At 45.4% G+C, this 11,632-nt stretch carries 12 protein-coding genes; 2 read left to right on the plus strand and 10 right to left on the minus strand.

The features are described 5' to 3' along the window. Positions 1 to 105: 105 nt before the first annotated feature. From F6J99_RS45790 to F6J99_RS32945, 4 genes are all read right to left on the minus strand, one after another. Positions 106 to 177: a hypothetical protein gene (locus F6J99_RS45790; protein WP_365974736.1), complete on the minus strand. Its 72-nt coding sequence runs from the start codon at positions 175 to 177 to the stop codon at positions 106 to 108. 28 nt (positions 178 to 205) lie between these two features. Beyond that, positions 206 to 1,009 (minus strand): hypothetical protein, encoded by an 804-nt coding sequence (locus tag F6J99_RS32935; RefSeq protein WP_293119360.1) that lies wholly within the window; start codon positions 1,007 to 1,009, stop codon positions 206 to 208. 272 nt (positions 1,010 to 1,281) lie between these two features. Next, the gene (locus tag F6J99_RS32940) at positions 1,282 to 2,571 is read right to left on the minus strand and encodes an AAA family ATPase (RefSeq protein WP_293119362.1); all 1,290 of its coding nucleotides are present in this window, start codon (positions 2,569 to 2,571) and stop codon (positions 1,282 to 1,284) included. A gap of 244 nt (positions 2,572 to 2,815) precedes the next feature. Beyond that, a complete protein-coding gene (locus F6J99_RS32945) occupies positions 2,816 to 3,007 on the minus strand; it encodes a hypothetical protein (protein ID WP_293119364.1) in 192 nt (63 codons plus the stop codon). A gap of 371 nt (positions 3,008 to 3,378) precedes the next feature. Here F6J99_RS32945 and F6J99_RS32950 point away from each other — a divergent pair, with 371 nt between their 5' ends. Further along, a complete protein-coding gene (locus F6J99_RS32950) occupies positions 3,379 to 3,681 on the plus strand; it encodes a hypothetical protein (protein ID WP_293119366.1) in 303 nt (100 codons plus the stop codon). On the opposite strand, the gene F6J99_RS32955 is transcribed toward F6J99_RS32950, so the two are convergent. The 5 genes from F6J99_RS32955 to F6J99_RS32975 form a co-directional block, all read right to left on the minus strand. Beyond that, complete coding sequence (locus F6J99_RS32955) at positions 3,602 to 5,590, minus strand: ATP-binding protein (RefSeq protein ID WP_293119368.1); 1,989 nt, start codon at positions 5,588 to 5,590, stop codon at positions 3,602 to 3,604. The genes F6J99_RS32950 and F6J99_RS32955 overlap by 80 nt on opposite strands. Positions 5,591 to 5,716: 126 nt before the next feature. Further along, on the minus strand, positions 5,717 to 7,216 hold the full coding sequence (locus F6J99_RS32960; RefSeq protein WP_293119370.1) for an SUMF1/EgtB/PvdO family nonheme iron enzyme: 1,500 nt from the start codon (positions 7,214 to 7,216) through the stop codon (positions 5,717 to 5,719). Beyond that, positions 7,213 to 8,082 (minus strand): hypothetical protein, encoded by an 870-nt coding sequence (locus F6J99_RS32965; protein ID WP_293119372.1) that lies wholly within the window; start codon positions 8,080 to 8,082, stop codon positions 7,213 to 7,215. Before F6J99_RS32965 ends, F6J99_RS32960 begins: the two co-directional genes overlap by 4 nt. Next, complete coding sequence (locus F6J99_RS32970; RefSeq protein WP_293119374.1) at positions 8,069 to 9,223, minus strand: JAB N-terminal domain-containing protein; 1,155 nt, start codon at positions 9,221 to 9,223, stop codon at positions 8,069 to 8,071. Before F6J99_RS32970 ends, F6J99_RS32965 begins: the two co-directional genes overlap by 14 nt. A gap of 47 nt (positions 9,224 to 9,270) precedes the next feature. Further along, on the minus strand, positions 9,271 to 10,497 hold the full coding sequence (locus tag F6J99_RS32975) for a transposase (protein ID WP_293119376.1): 1,227 nt from the start codon (positions 10,495 to 10,497) through the stop codon (positions 9,271 to 9,273). 67 nt (positions 10,498 to 10,564) lie between these two features. Between F6J99_RS32975 and F6J99_RS32980 the strand changes: the two genes are divergently transcribed. Further along, positions 10,565 to 10,738, plus strand: a complete 174-nt coding sequence (locus tag F6J99_RS32980) for a CopG family transcriptional regulator (RefSeq protein ID WP_293119378.1) — start codon at positions 10,565 to 10,567, stop codon at positions 10,736 to 10,738. Here F6J99_RS32980 and F6J99_RS32985 read toward each other — a convergent pair. Next, on the minus strand, positions 10,712 to 11,455 hold the full coding sequence (locus F6J99_RS32985; RefSeq protein ID WP_293119380.1) for a ubiquitin-conjugating enzyme E2: 744 nt from the start codon (positions 11,453 to 11,455) through the stop codon (positions 10,712 to 10,714). The two genes, F6J99_RS32980 and F6J99_RS32985, sit on opposite strands and share 27 nt — an antisense overlap. Positions 11,456 to 11,632 lie beyond the last annotated feature (177 nt).

Consider the following 11,632-nt stretch of genomic DNA (forward strand, 5'->3'; position numbering starts at 1 on the left):
TCTCTTAATGGGGTGGGTTTTCACCACCATCCAACTGATAGTTAAGATTCGGGGTTTTTACCCCGCGAATCTTCTGGGTCATACCCCTCCTGTTTCAGGAGGCTCCTACCTCAGAACGAGCCGCACTTCAACTTCACCTGTTACTTTATTAAATCGAAATCTTACTTTAACATCCATAGAGGCTTAGGGGTTAGGGGTTAGGGTGCTAGCGTTGCAGATTAAATTCAATTTCTACAACGTTACCTTCTTCATTACACTGAATATTCTCAGCACCATTACGTCTAGCATAAGCAAGGATGGCATCTCGATAAGCTGTAGCCAAAACCTGATGAAAGGCCTGACGACAGCGGAGTCCTACTCTATCCAAGTTTTGTCTGGCTTGTTGTGAGAGAACGGCTTGACGGTTAGCCGCTAATTGTTGTAATCTCCCTTCAGCTTGGGTACGAGCCTCTGCTTCAATCTCTTCTGCTGAGTGCTCTTCGGCTTCAGTACCAGCTTCTTCAATTTCAGAACGGGCAATTTGATCAATTTCTCTCTCAGCAGCAGCTTTTGCCTGTTCTTGGGCAACCTCTTTGGTGTTTCCCCCCCAACCATCATCGTAATAGCTTCCTTCTGCTTCTGCTGAAATCTCCCTATTGATCAATCCTTCTAAAATTCTGCTTCCCTGTCCTGACGCTTGCACCTCATCCTCTAAAATCGCTACAATCTCTAGGGCTTGCTGGTCGATAAGATAGGTAACATAACCCCCTTCAACGTCATAGCGATATCCCTCCTCAACCTCACTCCAGCCTGAATCAGGGGCAGCCAAGGCAGCTTCTAAGGCCCGTAACGCGGGTTTCCCTAAGGTTGAATCAAGGGCTTGGCGTATTCGTGCTTCCCCTCTTACTTGTTCACGTAACTCAACGGTTCGGGATACTTCCCTCTGCCAAGCTTGATTAAGCTGTCTGGTGGCTGTTACTCGAATTCGTCTTGGATTACACATAATTTCCGGAACGGGCAAGATGCCCATTCTACCTAATTTCCGGAACGGGCAAGATGCCCATTCTACCTAATTTCCGGAACGGGCAAGATGCCCATTCTACCTAATTTCCGGAACGGGCAAGATGCCCATTCTACCTAATTTCTGGAACGAGCAAGATGCCCATTCTACCTAATTTCCGGAACGGGCAAGATGCCCATTCTACCTAATTTTCGGAACGGGCAAGATGCCCATTCTACCTAATTTCCGGAACGGGCAAGATGCCCATTCTACCTCACTCTTAAAATCATTAATTAGGTACCTTAAACCGCATTCTCCAGGCGTTTCAATCCCTGTTGAATAACTACCTCAATGCGCTTACGAGCATCTAAATCCTGGGGATGATTGGCAATCAGTTCTTGTCTGAGCTTATTAAGAGCCATTAGATGGGCTCCAACGGCAGATTCCGAGGATAACAGGGGTTCTTGAGCTTCAATAGTCTCCAAATCCATGATAATCTCAGATACAGGTCGAGACCGATCGATAGCTTTAAATCCTGCTTCTTCTAAGCGAGGCTGCAAAACGGTTTTGAGGACATCTGCTTCTTCTGGTCTATCCCACAGATGGAATAGAGGCCATAAATCCAGAATGTCGGCTGATCTTACTCCCCGCAATAGTGCTGCTCCTGCAATTAACTTTAAGCCTTTGACTACCCGCCGATCTGAGAAGTCAATACCTTCTGCTCTCAGCTCCTGAATTAACCGGCCATATTCTGGCTTAATCTTGGCTAAATTCACTTCCAGTAATTTTCCATGCAAATCCAGGATGTCCTCCAGTTTCACACTCGCTAAGAGCTTACTGGTGGCTTGACCTTTAATCTCCCGTTTAGCGGCTTCAATCTTTTCTCGCTCAAGTTCCCACCCTTGTCCTAGGAGTTCGTCAATTTGATTGTCTTCAACCTTGTTTACCTCCAACCGCAGTACAAAGCGATCAGCAAAGGCGTGGAGGGAGGGGTCATCTGGCACACTATTAGAAGCACCAATTAAACAAATCAGGGGTACTGACTGACGTTGAGAACCGTTGTAGAATACTCTCTCATTGAGAATAGTCAACAGGGAATTTAAGATGGCACTACTGCCCTGAAACACCTCATCCAGAAACACAATCTGCGCCTGGGGAAGCATACCTTCGGTGCTGATGTTGTAACTCCCTTTCTGGAAAGCGGCCAGGTCTAGAGGACCAAAAAGTTCTGAAGGTTCAGTAAAACGAGTTAATAAATAAGAAAAACTCTGAGCATCTATCAGGTCAGTGTAGCGATTAATAATTGCCGTTTTAGCGGTTCCTGGAGGACCAATTAGCAATAAATGTTCCTGGCAAACTGTGGCTAATACCAGTAGCTCAATGGCTTGGTCTCGCCCGGTAAACATTCCTTTGAGAGTGTATTTGACGCTGTTTAAACGTTTAATGGTGCTATTAATAGTCATTAGGGAATAGGGAACAGGGAGCAGGGAACAGCGAGTAGGGAGTAGGGAGTAGGGAGTAGGGAGTAGGGAGTAGGGAGTAGGGAGTAGGGAGTAGGGAATAGGGAACAGGGAGTAGGGAATAGGGCTCAAACCCAGATAGGTGTTGGGTTAATGGTTTTAGGTATTGGGTAAAATGAGCGCATCGGTGTCATTTGTATTTCCCAGCAATTGAAGCAATTTTCACCATACAACGTCAATGATAGTTTTAATCAACCACTACGCCATGACGATGTTCGCGCTTCACCTAACCCCATTAACCTAACCCCTGTAAGATTTTCAATTAGCTTGTCACCCCGTGAGCCCAAATGTAAAAAACCTACCCTTGTGACACTGCCTATTCCTCTGGCTCCATCGGTAGAGTTATATCTAAAACTATGAGAAACTTAGCATCAGGCAGCAGCTGTTTCATGGTCTGCGAATAACCTTTGGCATCACAACAGTTGCGGAACCGAGCGAAAACGACTGGTGGCATCGGTGGTAATAGCCGAACCAGTACCCATGGGTATAGGCTTGGACGATGGGACATAATTATGAAGTTATCTCCTTTACTTTAAGGGGTACCCAGAGCCAGCCTTCGCCCTTGCAAGTACGTCGGGCTGGCTCTTCCCGTGGATTTGAATGTCCACTGTTTCAGTGTAGCATAAAAAATTGCACATTATAGCATATTTTTTAAATTTTTGTAAAAAATTATTGAGAGAGTCGCCAGAGGTATAGCGCTACGCGCAATGGCAAGAGGCAAAGGTGCGCTACGCGCAAGCCCTGGGAGTCGGTAAAAGCGGGAAATGGGGAGAATTATCCCGGGATGGTGTATTTTGATACATATTTAAGGATTTTATACGTAATCAAAGTACATACTTGCTCCTTTGTAAAAAACCTATCCTTGTAAGGGGGTTAGGGGTGGGTTCCGATTCCCGATTCCCGATTCCCGATTCCCGATTCCCGATTCCCGATTCCCGATTCCCGATTCCCGATTCCCGATTCCCGATTCCCGATTCCCTACTCCCGATTCCCTACTCCCGATTCCCGATTCCCGATTCCCGATTCCCGATTCCCGATTCCCGATTCCCGATTCCCGACTCCCGACTCCCGACTCCCGATTCCCGACCCAAATGTAAAAAACCTACCCCTGTGAGATCTGCTCATCTCCCCCGATCAGAGGCACCATTGCTACTACTGGTCGAGGTCGATCACCACTTCTAACTCCTTCAAAACCAGAGCTTCGACGTTCAGCGGTGCTGGCAAGTCTTTGTGTAGTAGCCTTCCGTAGTAACCCCACTAATTCACCTAAACGGTAGGCATCAACTGGACGGGGTGGTTTTTCGCAGTGTAATCCCACACAAGCATCCCGGAATATAGAACGGATGTCATCCCCGCTCATCCCCTCTGTTTCGGTTGCAATCAATTCCAGCAGTTCTGAGGATACCTCAATGTTAAAATGCTGGGCGTGAACTTGAGCGATCGCTCGTCTGGCTCTGAGATTAGGCCGACCAATTGCGATCGCTTTAAAACGACTGGGACGTAACAATGCTTCATCAATAATATCAAGGCGGTTAGTTGTGCCAATCACCAGCATGGGAACATCGGGACGAAACCCATCCATTTCCGTCAGAATTTGGGCAACTAGAGCGTTTCCTGCCCTGGTGCCACCATCATCTCGTCCAGAACGCTTGGTGGCAATGGAATCAAACTCATCAAAAACTAGGACTGCTGGAGCATTGCGCCTGGCTTCGGCAAACAGTTCCCTTACCTTCCGCTCACTTTCACCAACGTACATGTCCGTGACTTCTGGGCCGGAAACTACCTGGATAGTGGCGTTGAGTTGATTAGCGATCGCTTTGGCAAATAAGGTTTTACCTGTACCTGGGGGTCCGTGAAAAATAAATCCCCTCGGAATTAATTCCCGTCTTAATTGCTCGTTGGGGAGGTCATAGGAGCCTGTCATCAAGCGAATTGCTTTGTTTAATTCTGCTTTAACCTGTTCGTAACCCCCAATATTGGCAAAGGTCACATCAGGCACTTCAAAATTCACAGAGGTTTGAGCTTTAAAGGCTCGGATGGCTTGATAAAGCCTGGTTACGGGAACTTTTTCTGTTCCTGCTTGCTCCTGAACGGCATATTTAATGGCGTGACGTAAGCGAATTGGGTTCATCCCTGCGACATTTTTATAAAGCCCCTCTGGGTCAAAATCCTGGAAATGTGCTGCCTCATCTGCGGTAACTAAGGCTCTACCAATGGATGTTTCCTCACCATTAGGATAAACTACTGTGCGGGATACACCACTAATCAGCAAACGAACTGCAAATCGCGCTGCTAGGACTTCTGGAATATCCTGGGAGCGGTCAGCAAAGGCTAAAATTAAGCGATCGCTTTGTTTATAAACTAATTCAATCAGTTCCCTCGATTCTGTGGGTAAATTAGCATCACTGCCCCCCGCCAGCAAATCTAAATGGGGAATAACTAACACATCTCCTTGCTTGAGAGCGTTAATCAGATGTTTGAGAGTTGCTAGTTGACGTTGACGAAGACTGCGAGCCATCAGACCTGATTCGTCTTCCTCAGGCACACTCAGCTCGACTGGGTTAAGATTAGCTCGTCGTGCCATTTCCTGCCAAAGGTTTGCAACCACCAGCTTTTCACAGACAATTAAAACTGAAAGTTCTGCCCTCAAAAAGGATGCGGCTGTATCAATCTCCCTGGCATAAGCCAGTATGACTGCATCTTTTTGCTTGACATGAGTAGGCAAGGTATGATCCCCTGGTGTTGAGAGGTGATCAGCTTGATTGTCTGGTTTCTGTTGAGTAGGAGCAGCTGGCTGAGACTCTGTAGCACTAGGCTCGCTATCTGGGGCTGAGCTATCCTCTTGAGTCTGATCACTAATCACTAAACCAGGAGGACGATACAGAGGGCAATCCCAGGGTTCTTCAACAGCCATGATCAGGAATTTTCCTATTTCCTGCTCCATCAGACTTTCATCGATCGGCTCGGTGCTAAGAGCAGGAGCTTGAGAGAGTAACTCCCCAAGTGTTATGGATTCGTCACTGTATAAAATATCTTGGAACTGTTCAAGATTTCCCAACGGAACCAGCTTAATTTTTCTCCTTCTACTCATAAGTAATAGGGGTTAGGGGTTAGGGGAATTCTTTGACGTTGATTCCCTATCTTAATGCAGCACATCCCTATTCCCTATTCCCTGTTCCCTATTCCCTGTTCCCTATTCCCTAAAAATAGCAAAGGGCTAAGTCCTCCCAACACCCCCAGCCACACGAAAACCAACAACGCCGTTGACGAAAACGCGCGCGCCATAGATGAAGCGGGAGGCAGAACGGCAATCCCTAGGATCGGAGTACCACGAGCCGCCCCGCAGACTATGATAACCATCCTGATTATCATTAATCCCCCAAATACTTCCATCACTAGGGGCTCCTTCGTAATTATTATGGTAAGTATCTGCACAGTACTCCCAAACATTCCCGTGCATATCATATAGGCCAAAGCCGTTAGGGGGAAAACGTCCTACTTCGGTAGTTTCTCCTCGATATTCCCCTTTTGGTTCCTTTCTATAAGTTCTAGTTGCCCTATAGTTAGCTAATTTACTGGTTAGGGTCTCTCCATAATGGAATGGTGTGGTTGTTCCGGCTCTACAGGCGTATTCCCATTCCCCTTCACTCGGTAATCTATATTCTGTTCCTGTATGTTTAGAGACGCGATCGCAGAATTCCACTGCATCGAACCAGTTTACTTCCTGTACTGGTCGATTCTCTCCTTTAAAAAAAGAGGGGTCTGGATCTAAGTCCCGGTTAACTTTTGGTAGCTTGGCTACTGCTCGCCATTGCCCCTGGGTTACTGGATATTTCCCCAGGAAAAACCCTTTAATGCTTACTTCGTGTTGAGGTCTTTCATTGTTATCACTCCCCCTCTCACTTTCCGGGGCACCCATTAAGAACCTTCCGGCTGGGATATACACCATCTCTAGCTTGACTCCATTTCCGAGATTTTCAGTCAAATAACTTGCTTGTTTATTTTCCCTGTTGATTATTTTTCCTCTATGGTTCACTGTTACGAATTCAAAGGAAAAGGTTTTTAACTCTTCTTCTTCTTCTGGTTGCGGTATTCCTGTGGCTTCTCCTAGGGTCCCCATCGCCCATTTTTCCCATTCTGCTATGGCGTTGGGGATTCTGGCTTTTACTGCTGCACTATAGATTAGAGTGCTTAAATCTGGCCTGTTTAATACTTCTGCTACTCTTATTGCCCATTCATATAGGTGCTTTGGTTGGGGATTTTTAAGGGAGTTTACTAGTTTCCTTACTCTAGAGGCGGCTGAGGCTTTCTTTCTTTGATTTACTTCACATCTTGCTGTTATTAACTCTTTCTCTAGTTTTTCGATTGTGCTTTTTGCTTCAACTTCTTCTAAGATGGCGTAGCTTTGATATATTTGCTTGAGTTGGTCTGCTCCTACCCATGCTGCTTTTAGGGGTTCTCCTGCTTGGAGCCAACATTTTGCTGCTGGTTGAGCTTGTGAGTTATTCTGGTAGCAGCGCGCCGCCTTTGACCAATCCTGTACTTGAACATAGCACTGAGCTGCTTTTTCCCACTTTTCCTGTTGTTCGTAGATCGCCGCCGCTTCCCGGTATTCTCCTATTTCTTCCCATACTCGACTAGCATCGGCTAGCCATCCCGCTTTGACGTAGCATTGGGCGGCTTTTTGTAGCATTTCTCGCTTTTTGCTGTTATTCATAATTTCCGTCGTAAATTGAACAGCTTAATCCCCTCACGGTAAGAATAACTAAGATAGCGATGGCGACGTAGAGCCTCCATATCTGCACGCTCAATTGCCCATAGAGACTGCCACCAATTGGCAACTGACAAAGCATCTTGCAAACGACTGTCATCACTGGCTGCTTTTGGGTCAGTCATAACAGCAGCGGCAGCTTTTACTTGATTGATTACTTCCTGGTGATGATAAATCATTGCAGCTTCATAAACCTCAATCACAAAATCACGGTTTTTTTCGGAACCAGGGCGCAAACGCTCAAGTAAATTAGACCGCCAGTTGCGAACTTTGATATCTAGAGTTGGTTTAGCCAGATGCAAAGTCAGAGACAATCTTGTTGATGGCTGTTCAAGAAGTTTCAGTATAAAATCAAAAGCTAAATTTTCCTGACCAGTTGCGGGTCGATTTAATACTGCTGTTAGCAGGGATACCTGTCGGCAATCATCAGCTATCTCATCTGCCAGAAACGGCAAAGCTGGGGCAACTAGACCATGTCGCACTACCCAATCCCCTGAAGAGCATGGGGAAGAGCATGGGTCTGATAAAGCGGTAATTAGGGTACGAGCTAATTTTAGGTTAGCTGTTCCCAGGGCCGCAGCCAGAATAATTCCCCCCACACCAAGGGGACTATTATCTCCTAATGGGGGCATTTCCCAGCCTAGTCTAGCTGCCGTTACCGCCGTTAGTTGTTGCAGTGCCTGGCTAAGAGCAACGGGAGGATTAGCTAACTTTTCTGTAGCAGACAAATCCCCTTGGGGTGGGGTGACTATCCCTTCAGGATTGGTCATAGCCCACTGAATGACTCTTAATGCTGTATCAGTTGCGCTCATTAGTTAACCAATAGGGACAAATAACCATTTGATTACCCTGACGCACATAAAACCTTAAGGTACGCTTATTCCTATCTAGATTAATCAATCCTGCTAACTGCCAAGAAATAGTAAAGGTGCTGAAGTGTAATGCTACATCAATCGAAGATAAGCCAAATCCAGAAGTGGCTGGAAATAAGTGAGTATGATACCAACCCAAAAGACGTTTCCCTAGATGATTTTGACGTAGAGTACGCTTAACGTCTACAAAAGAATCCCCCTTAAAAGTTAGATGCAGAAATGATGCTCCTGTATGTGTTGCGGTTAAAGCATCCGTTACTTCTAGGAGATAGGTATTTTGATTATCTCCATCTCGATAGACTCTACCAATCAAAAACCCTCCTTCTTCAACCTTGTGGGAAAAGGGACGCTGTTTACACAGGTCTTGATGAAGGAATTTTGATAAAACAATTTTTACCGGGAGCTGGTTTAGAGCATCTGGCAATTCAGTTGTATTCCTGGTATTTCCAGACGTTATGTGGTTTTCGGTTTCCTGTCCCCTATCTCCGTTTGCTTCTGTTAAATTAAATGAATTTTCTATATAAACTTGGGAATCCGCTGTCACTCCAAAATCAGCCAGGGTTTTAATCGGGGGTTCTGCCTCAGCCAAACGACGAATGTTAAAATTAGGCTTTCCCCCTGGTGGATAGGGAGAAACAGTTATTTTTCCTGGTGGTCTTAAATCCGTAGTGGCAATGGTAGCCCTTGATGGTGGACTAGTGACAGGAGGTATTCCAGGGACATCCAATCGAAATCCCCACCGTGTTTCCTCTGGGTACTGCTCAATCAATTTTGCCCTAAGGGTTTGGGTAACGACATCATAAAGGGGATGGGGATGTTGGTAGATTACAAAATTTCCCTGGTACACTTTAACGTAAGTATACCCGAAACTCGGTACAAGATTTTCCACCAGAGGAGGCTCCATGGAGAAAGATTCTTCAGGTACCTGGAGAATTATGATGAACAGAGATTCCAAAAGCAGAGAACGTCCCAGTATTCCTTCCATGGATTCCCTTAGAATCGGCATAAAAGGGATTGTCCCGAAGAGTTTGCCCTGATCTCCTCGGTATAGTTCAATCTGATAGTCCTTCTGATTGCTCATCCCCTCACCCGTTTGATAGTTAGTGGTGGTGGATTTCGTGACAGCTCCTACACTGACCTTAGAGGTTCAGTGTAGGCTTCCCAGCCAATCCGGGCATCCCTTAGGAGGCGCTGGGCTTTAAGAACGGACTGCCCTTCCGCTCTATTTTTTATATTTATTGCTGCATTGTGGTCTCTGTCCAAACTACAACCGCAGTGAGGACAATCGTGCCAACGGACGTGCAACTTTTTAGGAACTTTTTTCCCACAATCAGAGCAATTCTGTGAAGTATTCTGGGCACTTACTGGAACCGCCAACAAGCCAGCATTTAAGGCTTTGCTCGTTAGGATTGCTAGAAAGCTTGACCAGCCAGCATCCAACACAGATAATGCTAATCGGGTTTTGGCAAGCCCTTTTACATTTAACTTTTCGTGAGCAACTACATCATATTTTGACAGCAAATAATTGGCTGTTTTAAAGTGAAAATCTTTTCGCTTATCGGCGACATTCTTGTGTTGCTTTCCAAGTTGTTTGATAGCTTTCAGTCTATTGTTACTTCCTTTTTTCCGTCGAGATACCCGTTTTTGAATAACTTTTAATCTTTTTTGGGCTTTTCGATAATACTGGGGAATATCAATGGTTTCTCCTTCCGAAGTGGTTAAAAACTCCTTAAGGCCAACGTCAATCCCAACTATTGAATTAGGGTTGATATCAGGCTTAACTTCAGGCACTGTTTTGTCTTCTAGAGACAGAACCAAGTAGTAGCCATCACATTTCTTGGTAATAGATGCAGTTTTAATTTTGAATCCGTCAGGAATAGGGCGATGCAGGACAACCTTGACCATACCTATTTTTGGGAGGTTGATCAGATTACCCTCTAGGCATTCGTCCTTGATCTGTGGATAGGTAAAAGTACGGTAGCGGTGACGTTTTTTGAACCTAGGTTTGCCGCTTCGTTTTCCGTTGATGTCTCCTTTGATAAATCTATCAAAGGCTAGCTTTACCCTTTTGACCACATCCTGAAGCACTTGGGAATGAATGTCTTTATACCAAGGGTGAGTCTCTTTGAGACTAGGTAAATATTTCTTCTGGCTGTAATAATCCGGGTTTTCTCTCAATTCGGAAATATGACAAACAAGAGGACAGGCGTTAATAGAACAGCGATTTTGATCGTACCAATTGAACCGATCAGCCAAAAGGTAATTGTACTGAGCGCAAAGCATAGACAACCAGTTGTCTATCTGTCTTTTTTGTTCTTTTGTTGGCTTCAATCGGTATTGGTAAGCAATTCTCACCGTGTTGCCCTCTTTTTTATCGACCTATTACAATTATACTATACGTACAGTCATATGGCAATTCATAATGAAAGATAAAAAATTAACAATCAGGATTACCAACTTTGAGAAAAGACAGTTAGCACAAGAGGCAGAACGACGCGGAATGACTCAGTCAGAGTTAATAAGGAGTTTGATAGCTCGCTTCCCTGATCCGAAAGACCCTGTGCAAAATTCATCCCACACCTATGCTACGCATTAGGATGTGGGGCTTCTTTTGCCGGACAGCTAACTGATGGAGTTCTTTGCGAATTGCTGATTCTCCCCCTCGGAGCTCAATAGCTATCTGACCCTCTGGAGAAATTGCCCAAATTTGAGCCTCTTGGTTATAACCTTCCTCAAGGGCATAATTCTGGTAGCTGGCAATATCAATCAATAATTGACATAGCTTACCAAAATCTAAACCAGGACGATAGCGATCGCCTAAGGCACCCAAACAGACCAAACCAGTTTCAGAATGGATATTGGGATGAAAGATCAGAGTTTGCCAAAAAGCTTGGGGTGCTTGCATGGGGAATGCACCAGGTAGAACCAGGAAAACCTCATGGTTATCAATCGGTTGAGGGTTTTCTCCAGGTGCCCTCGGTGGTGCAAAGCTTGGGGCTTGAAAATTCAAGAGATATTCTGTCGGGGCTTGATGAGCATTAGCAGAGACTTTAAAACCAGGATGGGCTTGAGCATAAGCGATAATCTGGTTCTTAGCACGGGCTAGGGCTTCCTCTCGCAGTTGAGGATGAATCGCACCTGCGGTAGCTTCAGGGGAAACACTAAAGGTGTCATCGTCTTGAATATTAGCCTCATGCAAGGTCTGATCCGGCTTTAGGCGTTCCATTGAGCCATCTTCATTGACCTTGTCAACAACAACTTCCCGTTTCCTGCCTGTCCTATCTTGAAGCATGTCAGTATACACTTCTGCCATAACCCCTTCAGCAATTTCCCTGACACAAGTATCGGAACTAACATCTTCAATGGCAAATCGGGCTTGATCTGGTCCCTCAACAAAGATGCGACTGATGAGATAGGGTTGGGGGTCTTCGGTTAATACATTAACTCGTACGGAATTTTGGTTAGATTGGAGGATAGTTTGAAGTCCTCA

The organism is Moorena sp. SIO4G3, assembly GCF_010692305.1.
Taxonomy (GTDB): Bacteria; Cyanobacteriota; Cyanobacteriia; order Cyanobacteriales; family Coleofasciculaceae; genus Moorena; species Moorena producens_A.